Annotated in this window: 24 protein-coding genes; 15 read left to right on the top strand and 9 right to left on the bottom strand. The window is 62.2% G+C overall.

Annotation, left to right across the window (positions count from 1 at the left end):
- Positions 1-19: 19 nt before the first annotated feature.
- Together AC1RMX_RS06995 and AC1RMX_RS06990 are read right to left on the bottom strand one after the other, a co-directional pair.
- Entirely contained in the window at positions 20-1369 is a 1350-nt protein-coding gene (locus AC1RMX_RS06995; protein ID WP_096819730.1) for an MATE family efflux transporter, read from the bottom strand.
- 37 nt (positions 1370-1406) lie between these two features.
- Positions 1407-1700, bottom strand: a complete 294-nt coding sequence (locus AC1RMX_RS06990) for a hypothetical protein (protein ID WP_085732747.1) — start codon at positions 1698-1700, stop codon at positions 1407-1409.
- Positions 1701-1845: 145 nt separating this feature from the next.
- Between AC1RMX_RS06990 and AC1RMX_RS06985 the strand changes: the two genes are divergently transcribed.
- The 5 genes from AC1RMX_RS06985 to AC1RMX_RS06965 all read left to right on the top strand — a co-directional run bounded on the left by AC1RMX_RS06985 (position 1846) and on the right by AC1RMX_RS06965 (position 6255).
- On the top strand, positions 1846-2148 hold the full coding sequence (locus AC1RMX_RS06985) for a MazG-like family protein (protein ID WP_273540063.1): 303 nt from the start codon (positions 1846-1848) through the stop codon (positions 2146-2148).
- Complete coding sequence (locus AC1RMX_RS06980) at positions 2148-2897, top strand: methyltransferase (RefSeq protein ID WP_493071227.1); 750 nt, start codon at positions 2148-2150, stop codon at positions 2895-2897. The genes AC1RMX_RS06985 and AC1RMX_RS06980 overlap by 1 nt, the downstream gene beginning before the upstream one ends.
- A 12-nt stretch (positions 2898-2909) precedes the next feature.
- Positions 2910-3518, top strand: coding sequence for a DUF4136 domain-containing protein (locus tag AC1RMX_RS06975; RefSeq protein ID WP_493071225.1), 609 nt, complete (start codon positions 2910-2912; stop codon positions 3516-3518).
- Between the two features lie 53 nt (positions 3519-3571).
- Positions 3572-4129: a DUF4136 domain-containing protein gene (locus AC1RMX_RS06970; protein ID WP_096819727.1), complete on the top strand. Its 558-nt coding sequence runs from the start codon at positions 3572-3574 to the stop codon at positions 4127-4129.
- A gap of 137 nt (positions 4130-4266) precedes the next feature.
- Positions 4267-6255: a pilus assembly protein TadG-related protein gene (locus AC1RMX_RS06965; protein WP_493071223.1), complete on the top strand. Its 1989-nt coding sequence runs from the start codon at positions 4267-4269 to the stop codon at positions 6253-6255.
- Here the strand turns inward: AC1RMX_RS06965 and AC1RMX_RS06960 are convergent.
- On the bottom strand, positions 6252-8999 hold the full coding sequence (locus AC1RMX_RS06960; RefSeq protein ID WP_096819725.1) for a PAS domain-containing sensor histidine kinase: 2748 nt from the start codon (positions 8997-8999) through the stop codon (positions 6252-6254). The two genes, AC1RMX_RS06965 and AC1RMX_RS06960, sit on opposite strands and share 4 nt — an antisense overlap.
- Complete coding sequence (locus tag AC1RMX_RS06955) at positions 8996-9442, bottom strand: TadE/TadG family type IV pilus assembly protein (protein ID WP_096819724.1); 447 nt, start codon at positions 9440-9442, stop codon at positions 8996-8998. Before AC1RMX_RS06955 ends, AC1RMX_RS06960 begins: the two co-directional genes overlap by 4 nt.
- A gap of 75 nt (positions 9443-9517) precedes the next feature.
- On the opposite strand from AC1RMX_RS06955, the gene AC1RMX_RS06950 reads away from it, so the two are divergent.
- Positions 9518-9988, top strand: a complete 471-nt coding sequence (locus AC1RMX_RS06950) for an A24 family peptidase (RefSeq protein ID WP_096819723.1) — start codon at positions 9518-9520, stop codon at positions 9986-9988.
- A gap of 125 nt (positions 9989-10113) precedes the next feature.
- Positions 10114-10890: a response regulator transcription factor gene (locus tag AC1RMX_RS06945; protein WP_102620221.1), complete on the top strand. Its 777-nt coding sequence runs from the start codon at positions 10114-10116 to the stop codon at positions 10888-10890.
- 22 nt (positions 10891-10912) lie between these two features.
- On the opposite strand, the gene AC1RMX_RS06940 is transcribed toward AC1RMX_RS06945, so the two are convergent.
- The 3 genes from AC1RMX_RS06940 to AC1RMX_RS06930 all read right to left on the bottom strand — a co-directional run bounded on the left by AC1RMX_RS06940 (position 10913) and on the right by AC1RMX_RS06930 (position 11920).
- Positions 10913-11320 (bottom strand): response regulator, encoded by a 408-nt coding sequence (locus tag AC1RMX_RS06940; protein WP_102620071.1) that lies wholly within the window; start codon positions 11318-11320, stop codon positions 10913-10915.
- A gap of 63 nt (positions 11321-11383) precedes the next feature.
- Positions 11384-11596, bottom strand: a complete 213-nt coding sequence (locus tag AC1RMX_RS06935; protein WP_493071220.1) for a Flp family type IVb pilin — start codon at positions 11594-11596, stop codon at positions 11384-11386.
- 114 nt (positions 11597-11710) lie between these two features.
- Positions 11711-11920, bottom strand: coding sequence for a Flp family type IVb pilin (locus AC1RMX_RS06930; protein WP_255261910.1), 210 nt, complete (start codon positions 11918-11920; stop codon positions 11711-11713).
- 341 nt (positions 11921-12261) lie between these two features.
- On the opposite strand from AC1RMX_RS06930, the gene cpaB reads away from it, so the two are divergent.
- From cpaB to AC1RMX_RS06890, 8 genes are read left to right on the top strand one after another with little or no spacing between them, the layout of a single operon-like run.
- On the top strand, positions 12262-13203 hold the full coding sequence (gene cpaB / locus AC1RMX_RS06925; RefSeq protein WP_493071218.1) for a Flp pilus assembly protein CpaB: 942 nt from the start codon (positions 12262-12264) through the stop codon (positions 13201-13203).
- A 20-nt stretch (positions 13204-13223) separates the two neighbouring features.
- Complete coding sequence (locus AC1RMX_RS06920) at positions 13224-14447, top strand: type II and III secretion system protein family protein (RefSeq protein WP_493071216.1); 1224 nt, start codon at positions 13224-13226, stop codon at positions 14445-14447.
- Positions 14444-15655 (top strand): CpaE/TadZ family protein, encoded by a 1212-nt coding sequence (locus AC1RMX_RS06915; RefSeq protein WP_102620069.1) that lies wholly within the window; start codon positions 14444-14446, stop codon positions 15653-15655. The genes AC1RMX_RS06920 and AC1RMX_RS06915 overlap by 4 nt, the downstream gene beginning before the upstream one ends.
- Positions 15652-16920, top strand: coding sequence for a TadA family conjugal transfer-associated ATPase (locus tag AC1RMX_RS06910; RefSeq protein ID WP_096819718.1), 1269 nt, complete (start codon positions 15652-15654; stop codon positions 16918-16920). Before AC1RMX_RS06915 ends, AC1RMX_RS06910 begins: the two co-directional genes overlap by 4 nt.
- Positions 16921-16938: 18 nt before the next feature.
- Positions 16939-17823: a type II secretion system F family protein gene (locus AC1RMX_RS06905; protein ID WP_096819719.1), complete on the top strand. Its 885-nt coding sequence runs from the start codon at positions 16939-16941 to the stop codon at positions 17821-17823.
- A gap of 1 nt (position 17824) precedes the next feature.
- Positions 17825-18709 (top strand): type II secretion system F family protein, encoded by an 885-nt coding sequence (locus AC1RMX_RS06900; protein WP_096819720.1) that lies wholly within the window; start codon positions 17825-17827, stop codon positions 18707-18709.
- Between the two features lie 22 nt (positions 18710-18731).
- Complete coding sequence (locus tag AC1RMX_RS06895) at positions 18732-19454, top strand: tetratricopeptide repeat protein (RefSeq protein ID WP_096819721.1); 723 nt, start codon at positions 18732-18734, stop codon at positions 19452-19454.
- A 16-nt stretch (positions 19455-19470) separates the two neighbouring features.
- The gene (locus AC1RMX_RS06890; protein WP_192559683.1) at positions 19471-19740 is read left to right on the top strand and encodes a DUF3613 domain-containing protein; all 270 of its coding nucleotides are present in this window, start codon (positions 19471-19473) and stop codon (positions 19738-19740) included.
- Between the two features lie 40 nt (positions 19741-19780).
- Here the strand turns inward: AC1RMX_RS06890 and AC1RMX_RS06885 are convergent, their stop codons facing one another.
- Together AC1RMX_RS06885 and AC1RMX_RS06880 are read right to left on the bottom strand one after the other, a co-directional pair.
- Positions 19781-21451: a ShlB/FhaC/HecB family hemolysin secretion/activation protein gene (locus tag AC1RMX_RS06885; protein ID WP_096819710.1), complete on the bottom strand. Its 1671-nt coding sequence runs from the start codon at positions 21449-21451 to the stop codon at positions 19781-19783.
- A gap of 134 nt (positions 21452-21585) precedes the next feature.
- Positions 21586-23142 (bottom strand): collagen-like triple helix repeat-containing protein, encoded by a 1557-nt coding sequence (locus tag AC1RMX_RS06880; RefSeq protein ID WP_493071213.1) that lies wholly within the window; start codon positions 23140-23142, stop codon positions 21586-21588.
- Positions 23143-23386 lie beyond the last annotated feature (244 nt).

Genomic DNA, 23386 nt, shown 5'->3' with positions numbered 1-23386 from the left:
GGTGCTCCCCTTCATCGCCTCAGTGAACGGTGCCGACAAACCAGCCGTCGTTGCGCCGCAGTCGCCACGCCAATGTGCCGAGAGTCAGGCTGCGCAGCACCATGAACAGCAGGAATGAAATCCACAGCCCGTGATTGCCCAGCCCGTTCAGCGCCCAGGCGAACGGCACCAGCAGAGCGACCGTCAGCAGCATGCCGTTGCGCATTTCCCGGGCGCGGGTGGCGCCGATGAACAGACCGTCGAGCAAGTAGCTCCAGACCGCAATCAACGGCAGGACGGCAAGGTAAGGCAGGTAGATGAACGCGGTGTCGCGCACGCTCTGGATATCGGTCTGCATCTCTATGAACAGGTGCCCGGCAAAAAGAAACAGCGCGGCAAAGCCCAGGCTTGCGAGCAGCGACCAGCCGCCGGCCACCACCAGCGAACGGCGCAGGGCGAGGCGATCGCGGGCGCCAATGGCATGCCCGCACAAGGCTTCGACCGCGTGGGCCAGACCGTCCAGCGCATGGGCGGTCAACAGCAGGCCATTGAGCAGCAGCGCGTTGGCCGCGACCGTAGCGTCACCCAGCCGTGCGCCTTGCACGGTGATCAGGAAAAACACCGATTGCAGCGCCAGGCTGCGGATGAAGATGTCGCGGTTGACCCCCAGCAGCGGTCGCCAGCTCTGCCACAACCTCAATGCGGCCCAGACGATGTGCCCCGGATAGGCGCGCAGAGCCTTGCGGGTCAGCGCCAGACCGAGCAGGGCACCGCTCCATTCGGCGATCACCGAAGCCCGGGCCGAACCGACCACGCCCCAGTCCAGACCGATGACGAACCACAGGTTCAGTACGATGTTGATCAGGTTGGTCGTCAGCAGAATCGCCAGCGGCGCTCGGGCGTTCTGGGTGCCGAGGAACCAGCCGACCAGCGCATAACTGGCCAGTGCCGCCGGCAGCCCGAACAGACGGGTGTGGAAGAAGTCGCGGGTCAACTGATTGAGTTCCGGCGAAGGCTGCATGAAGTGCAGGGCGACACCGCTCAGCGGCACGCCCACGGCACCTAGCAGCAACGCCAGCCCCATCGCCAGCAACAGACCTTGCAGCAGGATCTGCCGCAGCGCCGCACCATCGCTGCGCCCGGCGGCCTGCGCGGCGAACCCGGTGGTGCCCATCCGCAAGAAACCCATGGCCCAGGCCAGAAAGGTGTACAGGCTGGCCCCGACCGCCACCGCGCCCAACTGATGGGCGTGGGGCAGGTGACCGATGACGGTGCTGTCGACCAGCGCCACCAGCGGCACGGAAATGTTGGAAAGGATCATGGGGGCGGCGAGGGCCCAGACCCGGCGATGGGTCGGGCGGTCGCGCCAGTCGGCGGTCAGGTTGGACATGCGGGCTCCTTGGGGAGCGGCATTGTAGCGGGTGGGGTCAGTGAATGATCCAGCTCAGCAGCCACAACCCCAGCAGCAACCAGATGATTCCCGCAATGATCGACGCATTCATGAATGCGCGGATCGCCGACCACAGCAGCATCAGGCCGACGATCAGCGCGATGATGCTGATGATCGAAGTGTCCATGCCCAAGGCCTTCGCCAGCCCGTCGACGAAGTTGCCGCCGGCATTGCCCAAGATGTTGAACAGGCCGCTCAGGCCGTCGACGATGAAGCGGATGATCGAGCCGAGCGCCTGGCCCAGCCATTCGAAAAAGCTTTCTACCTGCATGTTTGCATCCTGATGAAAGAGCTGAGCCTTGGGCCGCGCCGGGGGCGGCCGAGTTCCCTGCAAGCATAGAGGGTTTGCCGGGTGGTGGCTGCCCCTTGCCTTCGCGCAGCATCCCCCCGAAGCTATACGCCTTCAGGAGAAATCGATGAACCTTGTTGAACTGACCGAACGCCTGCACGCCATTCGCGACCGCAATGACTGGCGGCAATTTCACAGCCCGAAAAACCTGGCCATGGCTGCCAGCGTGGAGATGTCCGAGCTGGTGGAAATTTTCCAGTGGCTGACCGAAGACCAGTCGCGCGAACTGTCCGCAGACAAACTGGCTCACGCCGGCCAGGAAGTCGGTGACATCGTCCTTTATCTGTTGCTGCTGTGCAGCGAGCTGGGGCTGGACATGAATGAAGTGGTGCGCAGCAAGCTCGCCGACAGCGAACGGCGGTTCAGTTGATGAGCGACCGTCATTTCGATCAGTTGGCGACCCGTTTCGCCGAAAAAATCTACGGCGGTGCCAAAGGCGCGATCCGCCTCGCAGTGTTGCAGGCGGATCTTGCCGAAGCCCTGCCGGATCGCCCGTTGCGGGTGCTGGACATCGGCGGTGGTCTTGGCCACATGTCGCTGTGGCTGGCCGAGCGTGGGCACGACGTGACCTTCACCGAGCCGGCCGAGCCGATGCTCGAAGGCGCGCGTCAGCGTTTCGCCGAGGCCGGGCAGACCGCGACGTTCATTCAGGCGCCGTGGCAGGAACTGCTCGGTCAACTCACCGAACCCTATGACGTGGTGATCTGCCACGCCGTGCTCGAATGGCTGGCCGAACCCCACGCGATTCTGCCGGTGCTGCATCAACTGACCAAGCCCGGCGGCTGGCTGTCGCTGGCGTTCTACAACCGTGATGCGCTGGTTTATCGCAACCTGCTCAAAGGCCATTTCAAGAAAATGCGCAAGAACGACATCGCCGGCGAGAAGCAGAGCCTGACCCCGCAGCAGCCGCTCGATCCACGGGAGCTGGCCGCGCAACTCGAAGGGTTGTGGCAGGTCGAAACTCAGAGCGGGGTGCGGGTTTTCCACGATTACATGCCGGTGGAGTTCCAGGCCCGCGCCGAGTTGATCGATTTGCTCGAGATGGAGCTCGCCCACCGTCGTCACCCAAGCTTCGCCGGGCTTGGGCGTTACTTGCACTGGATCTGCCGGCCGATCTGATCGGAGCGTGAAATGAAAGGTCATTCAGGGTTACTGCTGATCTGTCTGGGGTTGGCCGCGTGTCAGGGCAGCAACCCCTATGTGGCGCAGTCGCGGCCATTGCCGCCGGCACCACCGCAAGCCGCGACCACTTTCGACCGCAGCGCCTACCCGGCACCGCCAAGGGATTACGGGCGCTACCGCAGTTGGGCGTGGCTCAATGGGCGCCTGCCTGCGGGCAGCGCATGGGCGGATTCGGCGCAAGTGGCCGAGGCGGTGAGCAATGCGCTGGACCAACGTGGCTTGCGCCCGTTGCATGACAACCGCCCGGCCGACCTGTTTGTCAGTGCCAACCTGAGTCTGGAAACCCGACTGCGCCAGGCCCAGGACGATTACGGGTACGGCGGATACGGTGGTTATGACCGTTACGGCCGAGGCTACGGGATGTACAACACAGTGCCGATCGTACGCACCTATCAGGAGCAGGTCGTGGTGGTTCGAGTCGATCTGTTCGATGCCGGCAGCGGTCAGCCGGTGTGGAGTGCCAGCGCCGAAACCGGCACCCAGGGCAACCAGAGTGACCGGGCCGATGCGATCCGGGAGGCTGTCGAAAAGGCAATGTCGGCGTATCCTCCCAGTTAGCTTCCTGCCAATGAGAAGCTCCCCAGGTTCATGTCTTCCACCGGAGAAAAACCATGTTCCGCCGTCTCGCTTTACTGGCCGTGGCCGCGCTGCTCAGTGCGTGCGCCGCGAACCAGGTCAATCATGACTTCGACGCCAGCCGCGACTTTGCCGCCTACCGCAGCTGGAGCTGGAAAGAACCCGCCCTGCAATACCGTCCCGACGACCCACGGATCAAGAGCGACCTGACCGAACAGCGCATCCGCCAGTCTGTCGCCGATCAACTCGACCAGCGCGGCCTGCGTCCGGCCGCTGCGGGCAGCAAAGGTGACTTGAATGTGCAGACCTACCTGATCGTCGAGGATCGCCAGCAACAGGTGACCACCAACTACGGCGGCGGTTGGGGTGGTCCGTGGAACGGTTACTGGGGCGCACCGATGTACAACGAAACCCGCAACATCACCTACAAGGTGGCGACCATTCAGGTTGATCTGCTCGACGGCAAGGACGGCAAACTGGTGTGGCGCGGCAGCGATGAACAGATGCTCAGTCGCACGCCGAACCCGGCGGATCGCAGCAACGCCATTCGCGAGACGGTGACGCGAATCCTGTCGAACTATCCACCGCGCTAAGCCAGTGCAAAAAACGGGAGCCATGGGCTCCCTTTTTTTTTGCATGGCGCGTTGCCAGCAGTCTCGTTGTGCCACGTCTACACTGACACCCACCCATGGAGGTTGCGCCCGGCTGTGCGCCGGCAAAGGAGTGCGCCATGTCGCGTCATTCACAGTGTGGCGGCCCGGCCCGGCAGCGGGGGGCCATCGGCTTGATGGCGGCTGCCACCCTCAGCCTGGCGCTGATACTGATGCTGCTGGTGGTGGATACCGGCCGGTTGTACATGGAGCAGCGCAAACTGCAGCGACTGGTGGATACCGCCGCCCTGGAAGCCGTCAGCCGTGGCGGCAATTGCCTGCCGGGCCTCACCGCCGCCAGTTACGCCGGGCAAAGTGCGACCCGCAACGGGTTTACCGCCGATGCCAACAACGTCATCGTGGTCGATTGCGGAACGCTGGTGACCGCTGCCAGCGGCCTGCGCACCTTTACGGTGGATGCCACGCAATCGGCGGCGGTCAAGGTCGCGGTCAACCACACCGTGACCACCAGTTTTGCCGGGGGCGTGCAGGCGCTGTTCAGTAGCACGCCGGTCAGTCTCAACACTGTGCTCTACGCCTCGGCGGTGGCTGCCCTGCCAAAGCCGACCGTCGCCCAACTGAATATCCGCAGTAACCTGGCCAGCATCAACACCGCCCAGTCGAACATCCTCAACCCGCTGTTTTCCGGATTGCTCGGCGGCAACGTCAACCTGACGGCCCTGGGCTGGAACGGCTTGCTCAACACCGACATCAACCTGCTCAGCTACCTGAATCAACTGGCGATCAACCTCAACGTGGCCGCTGGCAACTACACCCAGTTGCTCAATACCCAGGCCACGGTGACGCAACTGATTCAGGCTGCTGTCTCGGTGGTGCAACTCAATGGCGCGACAGCCGACGTGATCACTGCGTTGGGCCAGCTGCAAGTGGCGGCAACCAATGCCGCGCCGGTAAAGCTCGGTGACATCCTGCAACTGCAGACCGGCACCACGGCGGCCGGACTCGACGCCAATCTGCAATTGCTGCAACTGGTTCAGGGGGTGATTCAGTTGGCCAACAGCAAAAGTGCGGTGGCCGCGACCTTGCCGATCAGCGTGCTGGGGCTGGCGAATGTCACGGTGCGGGTCAAGGTCATCGAGCCGCCGCAGTTCTCTGCGATTGGTGATCCGGCGCTGGCCAAGGCCAATCCCACCGGGCCGAACCGCATTTATGTGCGCACGGCGCAGATCCGCACGATGCTTTCAGTGAATCTGCCGGTGTTATCCGGGGTGGCCGGGCTGAGCAACGCGGTATTGGGGCTGGTCGGCACGCTGTCCACGACCATCAATCAGTTGTTGACCCTGAATCTGGTCTCGTTGGTGAACTCACTCGTCTGTCTCAGTTGCGAGCGAATGGACCCGTTGTTGTTGCCATCACCGGAAATCGACATCAGCCTGGATGCCGGCGGCGCCATCAGCTACGTCACCGACTACAGCTGCCCGACCGACAATAGCGGCACCAAAAGCCTGACGGCCCACACCATCACGTCGGTTGCCGACCTCAAACTGGGCAAGATCGACCCGACCAACGCGTTTTCATCCTCTGCCGAGCCCACGGTCACCCCGTTGCCCCTGGTGGACCTGGGTATTGTGACCTGCCATACGATTTTGGGCATTGGTGGCTGCGATCCAAGCACCCACGTTCAATACGCCGCCGGCGGCATTGCGATCATGGTCAACACCAGCGTGGCGCAGAATACTCAGGATCTGGTGTTTTCCAGCGGCACGCCGTTCGCCACGCCGCCAAACCTGAAACTGCCGCCGAGCGTGATTTCCGCTGCGCCCTCCAGCAACATCGTCAACAGCCTGGCGAGCACCCTCGCCGGGATCAATCTGATTGTCTACCAACCGGTCGGCAGCAATCCCCTTGGCGCCGTTGTCGCTGGCGTGGCGGGCCTCATCAGCAGCGTCACGACGATCCTGCAGCCGCTCATTACCAACCTCGTGAGTCCGCTGCTCGACCCGCTGCTCAACAATTTGCTCAGCGGGCTGGGGATCAATCTGATGGATGTCGACGTCGGCGCCAACATGACCTGCGGCCAGACCGGCAAGGCGTATCTGGTGATTTAGTCGTCGGGGGCGATCGGCAGTTCGATGCAGAACCGTGCGCCGTCCACCGAGTTGCGCACACTGAGGTGGCCGCCCATGTTGTCGATGATCCCGTAACTCACCGACAACCCCAGACCGGTGCCGACACCCACCGGTTTGGTGGTGAAGAACGGTTCGAAAATCCGCTCCAGCAGTCGCGAGTCGATACCGCCGCCGTTGTCCTCGACCCACAGTCTTACTTTCTGCTCGTCGCGCTCGGCATAGATCGAGATCCACGGTTTGAACGCTGAATCGGACTCACGCTTGCCCAGCAACGCATCCCGAGCGTTGACCATCAGGTTGATCAATACCTGCTCAAGCTGATCGACATAACCGCGTACCTGAACCTCGAACGCGGTTTCACTGATGCGCAAATCCACGCCTTTGCCACGCATGCCTTCGGCCAGCAGCGACAGCGTGCCTTCGATGGCGCTGGCCGGGTTGAACAGTTGTTGCTCGATCTCGGAACGGCGGCCGAACACCCGCATGTGGTCCACTACTTTCGCGGCGCGCTGGACCTGCGCGTCGATGCGGTTGAGTTTGTCGGTCAGGTAATCGATCTGCACATCGCCGTTGCTCAGGCGCTTCTGCACGTTGACGATGGCCATGCGCATGACGTTCAGCGGCTGATTGATTTCGTGGGCGAGACCTGTGGCCATTTCGCCGAGGGTGGCCATTTTCGCGCTTTGCGTGAGTTGCTGCTGGGAGCGGCGCACTTCGGTGTTGTCGCGGCCCACCGCCTGCACTTCGATCAGTTTTCCGTGCTCATCGAACACCCCGCGATCCGACCACACCCACCACGCATGTTCGCGCCCCGGCAATTGCAGGTTGATTTCCGCGGTGCTGACGGGTGATTGCGGGGTCAGCAACGCCAGGCGCTCAACGAAGGCGGCGCGCTGAACGTCGGACATCCAGCTGCCCAGATCGACGCCCGCCAGGGCTTGCGGGGCGCATTCCAAGTACGTCGCCAGCGGCCGGTTGCCGAACGTCAGGATCAGGTCCGGGCGATAGCGGCAGATCATCGCCGGAGAGTCTTCCACCAGAATCCGGTAGCGTTCTTCACTCTGTCTGACCTGTTCGGCGGCCAGCGTCGCTTCGGTGACGTCCAGCCACAAACCGACGGCCTCCACCGGCAGGCCGAGGTCATTGCGCAATAGCCGGGCTTCGTCGAGCAACCAGTGATAATCGCCGCGACTGTCGCGCAACCGATAACGGGCGCGCACCGAGCCTTCGCGCAGCAGTTGTCGGGTTCGTTCGAAATACAGGGTCCGGTCATCCGGATGAATCCGCTCTGCCAGCGCACCGGCGTCGCAGTCTTCCAGGCTCCAGCCCATTAACGGTTGCAGACTGGCGCTGAAGAACGCTGGCAGCAAGGCCCCTTCGACGTAGTGCTGGACGTAAATGACCGCCGGCGAACTGGCGATCAGGTTGTCCAGCCGCGCATGGGCTGCAGCGGCCAGTTGCTGTTGGTTCTTGATGTCGCTGATGTCGAGCATGAATCCCACCAGCCGGCGGTGATCGCCGGTGCCGGTGACTTGTCCCTGAAGGCGATACCATGCCGGCATCTGACCGGCGTCGGGATGATGCAAACGCACGCACAGGTCGAGGATTTCCCCGTGCAGTTGCAGGGCTTGCAGGCGGCTGCGGACTTCTTCGCGGTCAGCGGGGTGGATCAGCATCAGCCAGTTTTCCAGCGTCAGTGTCAGCCTGTCCTGTTGCAGGAGGGTGGCCAGCGTCGGAGCCAGGTGAATTTGTTCGCCATTGTCGATTTCCCACCAGCCGGTGCCGAGCAATGTCTGCAAGGATTCCAATCGCTCCAGTTGCAGCTGATGTTGCTGTTCACGCAGGCGCCCGAGCAGCGGCCCCGCCAGTGCGCCGGCCAGCATCAGCCAGTCGCGATCGGTCAGATACGGCGCGGTCTTGTCCACCGCATAAAAGCCGCAGAGCAACCACGCCATCACGCCTCGGTCATCGCTGTAAGGCACGGCGAAACCTTCGGCATTGCCGAACAGGCCCTGGACCCGTGAGTGTTCATACTGGCCGTAATGCGCACCCAGGCGCTGCGGGCCGGTGCCATTGAGGCTGTCGAGCGGCGTGCCCAGACGCTGGCCGTCATGCCACAGCGCCGGTGCGTCATGGGCGTGGAATTGCTGGTGGATCAGCCAGCCCTGTTCCTGTTCATCGAGCAGCGCGAGTGCCAGGCACGGGATCTGCCAGCGCTGGGCGATCACTTGCAATTGTTCGCTGACAAGCATCGGCAATCGTCCCAGGCTGCAGCTGCGCAACTGTTTGCTGATCTGCTCGGCGATCAGATGGCACGCTTCGCGCTGACGTGATTGCTGGCGTTCGAGCAACAGGTCGGCAATGTCCATCAGTTGCAGCAGCCAGCCACTGCCCAGCGGCTGGACCCAACCTCGCAGGTGCAGGGTCTGGTCGCTCAGGCCTGGGAAATCCAGATCCAGCAGTTGCCCTTGCCAGTCCAGCGGCCGGCCCTCGATGGCCAGCGTGCTGTGAGGCAGCAGGTAGTCGTGCAATGGCAACGGTTTGTCACGGGGCGTCTGTTGCGCCAGCAGCAGGCGCAGCGGGCCGGCCATTTGCAACACGCCGCCTTCGCTGTCGAGGTGGATATGCAGGCCCGTCAAAGGCGAACCGAGCACGTCCGGCAAATCGTTGGCGAGCATGCCCCGCTTCATCAGGCGGCCGAGCAGGTTGTCACCCGGGGTCAAAATTTCAGGCTCGAGATGGCGGTCAGGTTGGTGGGCAGGCTGGGCACAGTGCCGACGCCCGGCAACACCAGAAACGGGATGACCTGATTCAGTTTGCTGACCGGGTAATTGACGCTGACGGTGAGGGTGCCAAGTGTCGGGTCATAGACCGCTGACGTATCAGTGCCGACCACCACATTCAGTGACGACGGCAGCACCGACAATTGCTGGGTCAACGCAGCATTGGCGGTACTGACCAGCACGGTCGAATAGTTGGGGATCGTGGGATCGACCGCTACGGCGCGGCGTATCGCTTCGGCCGTGACCTGGTTGAACGTCTGCATCAACACAAACGGCAGGCTGTAGCTGACGAGGCCGTAAAACACCGCAAAAAAGATCACGAATACCAGGGCGAACTCGATCGCCACCGCACCTTTTTGCGCCTTCCGAGAGCCGGTTTTCATCCGTGCGTCTACCCTGACAGTCACTGCGTAGTATCAGCATAGAATCATTCAGCAAAAACGGACGGTTTTTACCGGATGCAAAGTCTTGTCCTACTGATCTGGCTGGCGGTCTGCGCGGCACAGGATGCCCGGCAACGACGGATTGCCAATGCCCTGACCCTGGGGGTCGGTACCCTGGCGCTGGTCTATCTGGTGTATTTCGGCACCACCTGGATGGGCGCCGAAGCGGGGCAGGGCGGTTGGGCTTGCCTGGTGGCGCTGGCGTTCACGTTGCCCGGGTATTTCATGGGGCGAATGGGCGCCGGCGATGTGAAATTAATGACAGCTCTTGGCCTTGCGACGGACGGCACATCGCTGCTCGGGATTTTTATCGGTGCCGGCGCGGCGAGCCTGATCTGGATTCTACTGGCGCCAAGAGTCTGGCTGCATATGAGTCAAGGGCTTAGGCATCGTCTTCGATATATGGCGCCATCGATGTCAAAAAAGCTGCCATTTGCGCCGTTCGTGCTGATCGGGTTTTTACTTGCACTACCCTGGATCCATTAGTCGCTAAACGCCACTAGTCTTATGTACATAGTCGGAAAGTGCGTCTACTTTCAAAGGTACTGGTTATACGGCCAACGGCTGACAGTACAGGAATGGTCAGTTTTGGCCCGGGCATGGAGTGGCACGTGAACAAGCTTACATCTGCGGTAAAAGTCCTCGTTGTCGATGATCAGCCTCTGATCGTCGAAGAACTCTGTGAATTTCTCGAGAGCAGCGGCTACCGCTGTGTTCCGTGCGAGTCCAGCAAAGAGGCGATCGAGCGTTTTACTGACGACACCGCGATCGGTCTGGTGCTGTGCGACCTGCACATGCCGGACATGGACGGCATTCAGCTGGTGCAGGAACTGCAACGGCTGGCCGGCAAACACCGGGCGTTCGAAGCGATCATGCTCACCGGCCGCGCCGACAAGCAGGACGTGATCAAGGCGTTGCGCGCCGGGATTGCCGACTACTACCAGAAACCGGTCAATCTGGACGAGTTGCTGGAGGGTCTGCAGCGTCAGGAGGTGGTGCTGCAGGAACGGCAGAAAACCCTGCAACTGGGGCATCTGAATCAGAAGCTTCAGGACCTGTCGTCGTCCATCGATGATCTTTATCAGGATCTGGACAAGGTTCGTCGCGGCCCTGCGCCCGTCAGTAACGAGGTGCCGAGCGAGGCCGATGCACTGGAGATCCCGGCGATCTTCAATCAGCTGTCGCCACGGCAACTGGACGTGGCACGCCTGGTGGGCAAGGGACAGACCAATTATCAGATCGCGTGCGAGTTGGGCATTACCGAGAACACCGTGAAGCTTTACGTTTCGCAGGTGTTGCGCCTGACCCACATGCATAACCGCACGCAGTTGGCGTTGGCGTTGTCGCCGGGTAACTCCGGTTTGCGTCAGCGAGTGACCGCACACTGAGACCGACTGCCGGGTAATCGCTCTACCCGGCATTCACCTTCGGTTTTGGAAACAGGTTGTCGAGGGTTTCCAGCAAACGCACGTGATAGATCGGCTTGCGGAACAGATCCAGCACCTGCAACCGCAGCATGTCGCTCACGTCCTCCATGTCCGCATGCCCTGACGTCACGATCACCGGCAGATGCTGGCGCGAGGTGTGTTCGCGCAAGCGCTTGATCAACGACATGCCGCTTTCCTCCGGCATGCGCAGATCGGTGATTACCAGGGCGATATCGGGATGGCGGGTCAGGTGATGCAGGGCGAGTTTCACCGAGGTCGCGGTATGACAGACGAAGCCCTCGCCCTCCAGCAACTCCGCCAGCTCCAGCAATGCGTCCTCTTCGTCGTCAACCAGAAGCAACTGTTGGCGGGGCAGTGAGGAAGCAGTCATGGGGCAATCCCTGAGAAACTGAAGGTGGGTCCGAGTGTAGTGTGAGATTTACCAACCATCGAGTCAGGGCAGCTGCGTCGGCGCATTCTGTGACGAACCGCCCAGGGCCACGAGGATGTTGTTGAAGATCGCGAACACCTTGCCACCAACCGGCGTCACGAACACCACGACCACCACCGCGACCATTGCCACCACAATCGCGTATTCGATAGCCGACGCGGCTTCGGTACTCGTCAGAAGCAACCGGGCACGCATCATCAAGTATTCAAAGAGCATGGGAGTTCTCCTTACATGCCAGGGGCTGCCGGGCACCGGAAAGACAATGGGCGGGCAATGCCTGCGCGCTTTTTTCTCGGCAGCCGGCAGGCATGGATGGAGAGAAGGACTCGGTCAGGGGATGGTGGGTTTGGTCGGAACCGTACCATTCAGCGAGGTCATTATCGTGCTGAAGATGTTGTAGACCTTGGTGCCCATCGGGGAGACGAACACCACGACCACCACCGCCACCATGGCTACCACAATCGCGTACTCGATAGCCGATGCTCCTTCATCGCTCTTGAGGAACAGCCGCACCCTGGCCGCCAGATAGTCGAGACTCATACGAAACATACGTCTACTCCTTCGCGCCTTTGGCGCTGATGTCACGCGACAGCGGCAAGGTTCCACCGTGCCATTTGAGCATTGTCAACAAACTCCCTCCCAACAACTGTAAGAACGAACTAATCACAAAGGATTAGTCGCTTCGTCATTTCCGGTATTTCGACTGCTAATTGGCCAACACCCATACTTTCGTAGGTTATTTGCCCGCCAGTAATGGCGTTTTGGCTTGTTTCAGCTAGCGTGGAAATAGCGAAATAGTTGGATGTTCATAGCTGCCTGATTGCGATGTTCCCTTGGTTGGAAGTGCGGGCTGGTAGTGCAGCAGGATAGGGAGAGCCGTCATGAACAGTCGTGTCACCATGGGCCTTGCCGCCGTGCTTTTACTGGGGGCCATTGTTGTCGGGTATTGGGGCCTGGTGCTCAGCCGGCAACCTGCTCCGGTTGCCGAGGCACCCGTGCCGGCGGTGGTCACCGTCGAAAAAACCGTCGCTGCCGCCGAAGACCAGACCCGCCAGCCAGTGGTGGTCCTGGTGCATGACGTCCCGCCGTTCACCCCCCTCACCGCCGCCGACCTGGCTGTTGAAAAACTGCGCAGTGCGCCTGCCGGCAGTCTCGGCACCATCGAGCAGGCCGTGGGCCGCACGCCGTGGCGCCACCTGAGTGCCGGGACCTGGCTCAACGATGAAAGCTTCGAGGCCGGTGGGACACTGGCGCGCATGATCCACCGCGATGAGCGCGCGCTGGCGGTGTCGGTCGATGAAGTCATCGGCGCGGCCGGGCAACTGGTTCCCGGGGATTACGTCGATGTGCTGCTGTTCCTGCGCCAGGACGCCAGCAACCCGCAGCAGTCGGCGCAGATTGTGGTGCCGGCCATGCGCGTGCTCGGTGTCGGCGAGCAATACGGCCTGACCAATGACGGTCAACCGTCCGCCCCCGCGTTGAGTGCCGACGACAAGATCAAACAGGATCAGCGCCGGATTGCCGCGCGCACCGTGGTGCTGGCGGTGCCCGAACAACTGCTGAGTCGAATGATGCTCGCCACTCAGGTCGGGACATTGCGCCTGGCGGTGCGCAGCAGCGAAGAACAGCGCCTGGCCAAGTATTGGGCCGGCGAAAGCCAGGCACCGGACAAACTGGTTGCCGCCAACAGCCAACTCTTCCAGTTCACTCAGCTGGCGCTGGGGACTGCGCCGAAAGCGCCGCCGAGCGGCGACCACGCGGGGGCGATACGGCCTGCGGTGGAAGTGATTCGCGGCAATCAGATCAACCAACAAAATCCATGACTGAGCAAGGATCCAAGTGCATGCAGAGTCGTTCCTGGCCGACCTTCAATCCCGTGCTCCGGGCCTTGCTGCTGATGGGACTGTCGATTAACGCGGCTCATGCGGCCAGCAGTAACTGCTCGGCCCTCGGGCGCCTGCCGCCCGTGATCGAAATCAACGAAGGCTGGCAACAGGACATGCAATCACCGGTGGCGATCACGCGCCTGGCCATCGGCGATCCGAAAATCGCCGACGTGCATGCCAACGGCAGTTCCTCGTTCCTGCTCACCGGCATGGCGCCGGGCGCCACCAGCCTGATGGTCTGGACGGGCTGCTCCGGCGAACCGCGTCAGAGCATGGTGTTCGTCAAGGGCGCCGCCACCTCGGCCTTGACCGGCACCGGTGCATTGCCTTCGGATGATGCGCTGTTGCCCTCGCAAGTGCAGACCGACATTCGTTTTGTCGAAGTCAGCCGCACCAAACTCAAACAGGCCTCGGCCAAGCTGATCGGCACTCGCGGCAATTTCCTGTTCGGCTCCCCCGGGACATTGCCGCCCATCGATGGCGTGCCGCAGCCGCGATTGCCGGTGGACAACTCGCTGTTCAACTTCTCGTGGATCGGCGGCAATACCATGGCGATCATCAACGCCCTTGAGGGCAGCGGTTTCGCCTACACCCTGGCGCGACCAAGCCTGGTAGCGCTGAACGGGCAGAGCGCGAGCTTTCTCGCGGGGGGGCAGATTCCGATTCCGGTGCCCAGTTCCGGTAGCGACAGCGTGTCCATCGAATACAAGGAATTCGGCATCCGCCTGACGCTGACGCCCACGATCATCAGCCACGACCGCATCGCCCTGAAAGTCGCGCCGGAAGTCAGCGAACTGGACTTCAGCAACTCCGTGCAGATCGCCGGCACCACGGTGCCGGCCCTGACCATCCGCCGCACCGACACCAGCATTTCCCTGGCGGACGGCGAGAGTTTTGTCATCAGCGGCTTGATCAGCACCACCAACAGCTCCCAGGTCGACAAGTTTCCGGGGCTGGGCGATATCCCGGTGCTGGGGGCGTTTTTCAAAAGCTCGCAGATCAAGCGCGAAGAGCGTGAACTGCTGATGATCGTCACCCCGCATCTGGTGCGGCCGTTGTCGGCAGACGCGCAACTGCCGTCGTTGCCGGGCGAAAAACTGCGCAACTACGACCCGAATTTCTACCGCATGTTCTTCCTGGAAAACGGCAACTTCGACAAGCGCAGCGGGTTGTCCCAATGAGCCAGAACCTGAGTCAGACCTTTCTCGCCATCACCCGCAACAGCACCGATCTGGAGTGGCTGCAAAGCGCCCTCGCGCCCTTGGGCCAAGTGGTCAGCGCCGGTGCCGGCAGCCTCGATGAATTGCTCGCACTGGTGGATGTCACCTTCGCCAGCCTGGTGTTTGTCGGTCTCGATCGCGAACACGTGGTGGCCCAAAGCGCGCTGATCGAAGGCGCGCTGGAGGCCAAGCCGATGCTGGCAATCGTTGCCCTCGGCGACGGCATGGACAACCAGCTGGTGCTCAACGCCATGCGCGCCGGAGCGCGAGACTTTGTCGCCTATGGTTCGCGCTCCAGCGAAGTGGCCGGGTTGGTACGACGCTTGAGCAAGCGCCTGCCACCGGTGGCCAACAATGCCCAGTTGGGTGGCCTGACCGTTTTGTACGGCGTGCAGAGCAGTTCCGACGGCGCGTTACTGGCCAACCATATGGCGCTGGTGGTGCAAAAAAGCGGACAGCAGACGCTGTTGCTGGATCTCGGCCTGCCCCGTGGCGACAGCCTTGCACTGCTGGGACTGGAGAGCTCGTTCCACTTCGGTGATGCCTTGCGCCACCTGCGAAGGCTCGACGCCACGCTGATCGACAGTGCCTTCACCAGCGCTGAAGCGGGGCTGCGGATTCTGGCGTACGCCGACAATGACGAGCCACTGGAAAGCACCAGCGCCGCCGAGCTGTACATGCTGCTCAGCGCCTTGCGCCAGCACTTCCAGCACATCGTCGTGAACCTCACCGGCCAGCCCGACAGCGAAGCCTTGCGTACCTTTGTCAGCCACTGCGACAAGCTGCTGTGGTACACCGACCAGAATGTGCTCGATTGCCGGCGCAACCTGGCGGTGTTCAATCTGTGGCGGGAAAAAGGCATGAAGCTCGATCACGGACGGCTGTTGGTCGACCGCTATCTGAGCAACGTCGCGCCGGATGCGGACACCCTCGGCAAGACCTTCAATCTGGAAGTGATCGCGGTGCTGGCCTTGAGTCCGGAGCTGCGCATGAACGCCAAGAACCAGGGCGTCAGCCTGTTTGAACTGGCCCCCCGGGAAAAACTCACCCAGAGCCTGCGGGCGCTTGGCGAACGCCTGGCCAAACGCTCCGAAAACATGGTCAATCGTTCAGAAGGCCTGACCAAACCCAAGTCCACCTGGTTCGACCGGTTGCGAGGCACCTCATGAGTCCGGAAAAACTCTTCGGCGCCCCCGCGCGAGGCCAGTCGGGCAACGGTGATCACGAAGGCCTGAAACTGGTCCTGCATCGCTACATCATCGATGCCATCGAGGAGTCCGGGAAAAACCTGCTGGAAGGTTCGCGGCAGTTGCTCGCGCAATTCGTCACCGACAAGGTCGCCGAATACATTGCCCGTTTGCACCTGGCGATTTCACGTTACGAGATGGAGCGGCTGGCGGAAGAAATCGTCGACGAGCTGACCGGATTCGGTCCGCTGGAAGTGTTGCTGCGTGATCCCGCCGTGACCGAAATCCTGGTCAACGGCCCGCACCGGGTATTCGTCGAGCGCGACGGGGTACTGCATCAGAGTGATCTGCGCTTTATCGATGCGCATCACGTCGAACGGGTCATGCAGCGCATTCTGGCGCCGCTCGGGCGACGGCTGGACGAGTCTTCGCCGATGGTCGATGCACGCCTGCCCGACGGCAGCCGGGTCAACGCGATCATTCCTCCCATTGCCCTCGATGGCCCGTGCCTGTCGATTCGTAAATTCCGCAAGGACATGCTCAAGAGCAGCGACCTGATCGCCATGCAGACCATCGATCTGGCGATTTTCGATTGCTTCCAGGACGCCGTGGGCAAGCGCTGCAACATCCTGATCAGCGGCGGCACCGGCACCGGCAAGACCACGTTGCTGAACATCCTCAGCCAATTGATCAACCCCCACGAACGGCTGGTGACCATCGAAGACGTCGCCGAATTGCAGCTCGGCCACCCGCACGTGGTGCGTCTGGAAACCCGGCCGCCGAACGCCGAGGGTCATGGCGAGGTCAAGGCCAGCGATCTGATCCGCAACGCCCTGCGGATGCGCCCGGACCGGATCATTCTCGGCGAGATCCGTGGTGTCGAAGTGCTCGACGTGCTCACCGCAATGAACACCGGCCACGACGGCTCGATGAGCACGGTGCACGCCAACAATGCCCAGGATGCGTTGCTGCGTCTGGAAACTCTGGTCGGTCTGACCGGGCGCACCGTGGCCGAACGCACCCTGCGCCAGATGATCTGCGCGGCGCTCGACGTGATCATCCAGTTGACCCGCATGCCCGATGGCCGCCGCTGCGTCAGCGAAGTGGTGGAGGTGGTCGGTGTGCGTGAAGACGTTTATGTCACCAACACGCTGTTCCGTCTTGATCGACGCACCGGTTTCGGCTTCCTGCGTGAAGCGGTCAACCCGGCCGGCGACAAGTTACGGCACGAGTCGAGTCTGGGCTGAGCGCATGGAGCCTTCGTCATGATCGGACCGGTGATCCTGATCGTCATTTGCCTGCTGATGCTGGGGCTGTCGATTCGCCTGTTCCTGCATGGTGTGCGCAAGACCGCCAATGAACGGGTGCTGACGCGACTGGCCGCCGGGCAACCGCAGGCGGCGGTCGAAAAATCCTCCTGGGCGGGGCTGGAGCGGATGTTTCTGCGGGCGGGTCTCGGCCGTCCGAGCGAGCACTTCGGGTTATGGCTGGCGTTGTGGGTCCTGGCCATGATGCTGGGTTACCTGATGGCCGAATGGATCGGCCTGTTGATCCTGATGCTGGCGCCGCCCCTGATTCTGCGGTTGTACATCGCCTGGCTGTACCGGCGCCGGCTCAATCGCATGATCGAACAACTGCCGCAGTTGCTGGACCACACCGTGCGCAGCCTCAAGTCCGGCCGGACCCTGAGCGACGCGGTGATGGGCGGCATCGAAACCAGTGACGATCCGTTGAAGTCGGCGATGGGCCGGGTGCAGCGCAACGTGCAGCTGGGGGTCAACCTGCCGGACGCGGTGAGCGATTTCGCCGAACTCTACGAGCAGGATGAACTGCGCATGTTCGCCCTGGGCCTGAAGGTCAATCATCGCTACGGCGGCAACGCCAGCGAATTGCTGGAGAACCTGATCAAACTGATTCGCGAGCGCGACCAGGGTGCCCGCCAACTGCGCGCCCTGACCGGCGAAACCCGCATGACCGCTTGGGTGCTCGGATCGCTGCCCTTGATCCTGGTGAGCTATTTCATGCTGACCAATCCCGGCTACATGCTCGGCATGTGGAACGACTCCGGGGGCCAGACGATGCTGATTATCGCGGTAGTGCTGCAGGTGCTCGGTTGCCTGGCGCTGTGGCGCATGTTGAGGAGTGTCTGACATGGTGATGCTGGCCAGTCTCATGCTGTTGCTCGGCGCCCTGCTGCTGGTCGGCAGCCACCTGTTGACCGAGCGCCGTCGGGTGCGTCAGGTCAACCAGCGCCTACAGGGCCATCTGGTGCGTGAAAGCCGCTTGCGCACCTGGTTGCGAGCGCTGGGCAACAGCCGCTTCGGCCAGCGCTCGGTGAGCATGGACAGCGAAACCCAGACCCTGCTCAGCCGCCTTGGCTGGCGCCGGGCCAGTGAACGCTCGCTGTTTGCCGCCTGCCAGATCGGCACGCCGTTACTGACGCTGGGCCTTGGGCTGTTCTTGCAGGAAGTGTTTTTCCCCCAGGCCCCCAACGGCTGGCTGGTACCGATGATCGCTACCGGCGCCGGCTATCTGCTGCCCAAACGCCTGCTGGCGTATGCCGCTGGCCGTCGGCAGAAAATCATTTCGGTGGAAGTGTCGACGTTCATTCCTCTGCTGCGGATCCTGTTCGAGTCCGGCATGGCCGTCGAGCAGGCCTTGCGCGTGCTCAGCATCGAGGGGCAAAAGCTGCTGCCGGAACTGACCAGCGAACTGCGCCTGATTCTGGCGCGTGTCGACTCGGGTCTGGAACTCGGCCAGGAACTGAACAAGGCGGCGGCGATGCTGGCAGTGGATGAGTTCACCGACACCAGCGTGATCCTGCAACAGCTGATTCAGCAGGGCGGCGGGGCAATGAAATCGCTGCTGGCGCTCAAGCAACTGCTCGATGACCGCCGCCTGACGCGCTTGCAGGAATACATCTCGAAGATGTCGGCGAAGATGTCGGTGGTCATGATGCTGTTCCTGTTTCCGGCCTTGCTGATTGTATTGGCGGGCCCCGGTTTTACCGCAATCACTCGGGCGTTTGCGTCCTGACACTGGCGATGGAGAGCATTTGATGAAAGCACTGATGGTTGTGGCAAGTCTGTTGCTGCTCGGCGGTTGCGCAACGGACGGTCAGGCGCCGTGGACGACGATGCTGGCGCCGGCCAGTTGCAGCAAGCTGAGTTCCGAGCAGGAGCTGTCGCTGAACCTGGTCGATGACCTGGCCAACGACGGCAAGCTGCACGCCAGCCTGGCCAACCTGCAAAGCCTGCCCGACAACCTCGTCGAGGTGCGGCTGCGCAAGGCCAGGGTCTATCGTCTGCTGGGGCGCAGTGAAGCCGAGCCGTTGTATCGCGGCCTGCTCGGTACTTGTCTGAGCGCCGACGCCGAACATGGCCTGGGCCAGCTGTATGCCGCCCGTGGCGACAACGGTCAGGCGCAGGCCCACTTGCAACGGGCGGTGCGACTGGCGCCCACCAACGAAAACATCCGCAACGATCTGGGCGTGGTGTACCTCAATCAGCTGCGACTCCAGGACGCCCGGTTCGAGTTTCTGACGGCGATCGAGTTGAAGCAGAACAATCAACTGGCGACGCTGAATCTGGTCACCCTGTTGATCTACCAGAACAACTGGCAACAAGCCGCCGAAGTCGTCAGCCGCGCGCACCTGACCCCGGAACAGTTCACCGATGCCCAGGAGCGCGCGGAAAAACTCAAGGCTCCGGTGCCGGCCAAACCCGCCGCGAGCAATCAGGTTGCGGTGGTGGCTGACCCGCAACCGGCGACGATCAAGTGAACCTCCAGGAGGCGCCATGAACACGTTCAAGACCCTGTGCTGCCTGAGCCTGCTGAGCCTGCCGCTCGCTGCCTTCGCCATCGACGCCGGCCCGGCATCGGCCCAGCAGCAGGAAACCGAAGGCTGGCTGTTGCTGCAAAGCCGCAACAAGGCCGCGTCCCCTGACCCGCAAGCGGCCACGGCCACCGAGCGAGAACTGGCGATGCAGCGCTGGCTGAAGAAATACAAATATGAAATTCCCGATTTCTATGACCCGGATGCGGGCGGGAAGATCGAGAAGCAGTAGTCGTGCTTCGCAGGCCACCGGAGTGGCCTGCGACAGCGACTTACAACTGATAGCTGAAACTGATGCTGTAACGTGGCCGGCGATTGAACGTATCCAGCGCTTCATCCGACATCGGTTTGGCCGCCTCCAGCGCTATGTTGTAGTACTTGGCATCGCCGAACCTCAGGCCCACCGCGGCCGAAGACAGACTGTTGGCCTGTACCGGCAACTGGTTGAACCAGCTGCGCGAGCGATCGAGCACCACGTAGGGTTGCAGGATGCGCACCCAGTTGCCGTCGCGGTTGAAGCTGTAGTTGATCTCGTAAGCCACCCCCCAGCCCTTGTCGCCGGACGCCTGGTCGTCGGGGTAGCCACGACCGAAATTCTGCCCGCCGAACACCGCGCGCTCGCTGTCGGGCAGGGTGTCGTCGCTCCAGTACAACGCCCCTGATAGCACGCCTTGCCAGTTGTCGAAGAACTTGTCGCTCTGTACCCCCGACAGTCGCAGACGGAAGAAATGCAGGTCGATGGCGCTGTTGTTGGTGTGCGCGCCCATGCTGTCGAAGCCTTGATAAACCCCGCCACTGAGAATCCGCAGTTGCCGGGCATCGGCCTTGCGCCAGTCGCTTTCGAAGGCGAGGGCGCGGATGTCGGTGCGTTCTTCGGCGCTGAGTGGATAGCCGATGACGTTGTAGCGGGTCTTGTCGTTGACCGCGTACAAGCGTGATCCGGCCGTCAGCAGTTCATTGGAGGCGGCAATCAGCGGCATGCTGAAACCGATGGAGTAACGGTCGTTTTCGCGGTGCGGCTTGAGTTCCAGACCGTTGTTCAGCAGCACGTTGGTGCCGGGGTCGGCGCGGTAACGTGAGGCGGAAAGGCTCAGTTGCGTGCCTTCGTCATCGAGGAACTGGCTGTAGTCCAGGCGATAGTAATGCTCGTGGTCATCGCCCGGCGGAAACAGGCCGCTGAGGCTCAGCTGTTCGCCCATCGAGGTCTGTGAGTTGCTGCTGACGCCGAGCAAGGCCTGGGTGCCGTTGCGGTTGTCTTCGGTGGTACTCAGGGTGCTGGTGAACGGTTTTCGGCTGGCCTGGGCGATCAGGGTCGTTGCGCCGTCGGTGGTGCCGGGCGGCGGCACCTGGGCCTGGATCGTGACGCCGGGGATGCGGGTCATCAGCGTGGTGTAGCGCTCGAAGGTCTTGCGGGTCAGCGGGCGTTCAGCCTGGATCTTCGCCGTCAGTTTGTCGATCAGTCCCTTGACCCGGCCGATATCGCCCTGGACCTGAACATCCCGCACATAACCTTCCACCAGCACCACCCGCGCGGCACCGTCGTCGAAAGTCTGCTGCGGCAGGAAGGCGTAGGACAGCAGGTAGCCGTCGTTCTGGTAGCGACGGGTGATGTTGCGTGTCGCTTCAATCAGATCGGCGAGGCTGGTTTCGTGGCCGATCAGGGGTTTGTAGATCTCTGCCAGTTCGTTGAGCGGGTAAATCGTGCCGCCTTCGATCTGCACGGTTTTCAGGTTGATCTTCGTGCCCATCATCAACGGCTCGGCAGCCGCGGCACCGGGTTCCGGAACTTGCAGCGGCGCGGCGCTCGGACGGTAGGCGTCGGCGGGCAGATTCGGCACCGGCAGGTTGCGGATGGTTTCGTTGCTGTTGAGAAAGCTGGGAAGGGTGTCGGCGAGGGCAGCGGAACTGAGACTGAGGAACAGCAGGGATGCCATAACGCGCATAGGACACTCCATGTTCAAACCGCAGCACTTGGCGGGTTTTTTCCTAAGAAAAAAGCGGAAGACTCGTGGGAATCTTCCGCCCTCAACCAAGCGTAGGCGCTGTAGGTTAGGCCGTCGAATCGGCCAGGTGCAATTCAGCGTTTGTTGCCGCCCAAGGTGCCAGTCAGGCCACCGAGAACTCCGCCCAGACCGCCACCGGTGCCAGCGGCGGTGCCGCCGTTGACCAGCCCGCCGACGGCGGTGACGGTGTTGCCCACGGTGGCGACGGTGTTGCCGACAGCGGTCACGACCGGGTTGCTGTTGGTACCGGCGATGGCACCGCCAAGGTTACTGACCGCACCACCTGCCTGACCGGTGAGGCCGGCAATCGGGGCGCCGAGACCGGTAGCACCGCCGACATTCTGAGTCAGGTTGGTGACGGCGGCGGTGACCGGTGCAAGGCCGGTGCCTACGTTGTTGCCCAGTGTTGCCAGGGGAGTGGTGGGCGTGGTGATCGGTGAACCCGAACCACCGATTGCTGTATTGAGCGAGGCCACAGTATTGCCCGCCGATGCCAGGACATTGCCCGGTGAACCGAGTGAGCCGTTGCCGGCACCGAGCCCGGCGCCGACATTCACGACCGCGCCACCAACGGTTTGCAGCAGACCATTGTTGCCAAGGCCACCGCCGACGCCTGTTCCGGAACCGGTGCCGTTATCCGCCAGCCCGCCGGTCTTGCCGACCGCCGAACCGACATTGCTCAGGGCGCCGCCGACGGTGTTGGTCAGGGCATTGCCGTTGCCTGCACCGGTGACTTTGTCGCCCACACCGTCAACCGTGCTGCCGACTTTCTGCAGCAAGCCGTTCAGTGAATCACCCACGCCGGTGGTGCCGCCGAGTTTGTCCGTGGTGCTTTCGACCATGGCGATCACCGGCACCAGTTTGCTGCCGACCTCTTTGGTCGCCGAGCCGAGTGGGCCAGTGGTAGTGGCGGTGCTAAGGGTGTCGCCGAGCATGGTGACTTTTTCGCCAACCCCGTTGAGCAGCGGCGCCACTTTGGTGACCACGCCGCCGACCACAGGCACGCTGCCGGTGGCGGTCGCCAGTTTGCCGCTCAGGTCAGACACGCCGTTGCCGACATCCTGCACCACGCCACCGACGGCCGACGCGGTGACGCCCAGGCCGTTATCGGTGGTTGCCAGTTTGCCAATCCCGTTACTGATGCCGTCGCCCAGTGTGGATACCACATTGCCGGCGGTTCTGGCCGCGCTTTGCACCACACCACCCACCACCGGCACGCCACTGAGTGAGTCGCCGACCTGACCGACGCCATTGCCGACGCCGGCAACGGTGCCGCCGACATCCTGCACCAGGGTTGAGGTGACCAGCGGCTGAGGCGTAGTCGGGTTAGTGGGGTTGGTCGGGTCGGTTGGATTGGTCGGATTCGTCGGGTTGGTCGGGTTTGTCGGATTGCTCGGATCCGAGCCACCAGTCCCACCGGATACTGTGGTGCCGTCGGTTCCGGTTGTGCCGCCAGTCCCGGTTGTACCGCCGCTGCCGGATGTCCCGCCAGTGCCTGCGGTGGAACTGTCTGGCGAAGAGCTGCCGGAACTGCTGTGGTGACCGCCACCGCCACTGCTGCAACCGGCCAGGCCGAGTGAGAGGATCAATGCCAGCGCTGTTGCTGATTTGCACCAAACTTGAGTTTTCATGAGGGATATTCCTTGCACCTGTCTCAACGTTCGTTGTCTTCGACGGCTAGCCGGTTCTGTTGCCGGCAATGCCTTCGTCCGTTGTGCTCATATCAGTCGCAAGGTTGGATCCACACCATTCTCAAGTTGGTATTAACGCCTTTATATAAGCGTGTGATTTGCTGCTTAACGACTAATGCCGAGGATATAAACGCGCAAAAAAAAGCCTTGAGAATCAAGGCTTGATGTTTGGCCGGGGGCTGGA

It is taken from the genome of Pseudomonas sp. GW822-FHT03F04, from assembly GCF_058801405.1.
Note: the sequence above shows the minus strand (reverse complement) of the source record. Positions and strands in the feature narration are given on the sequence as shown.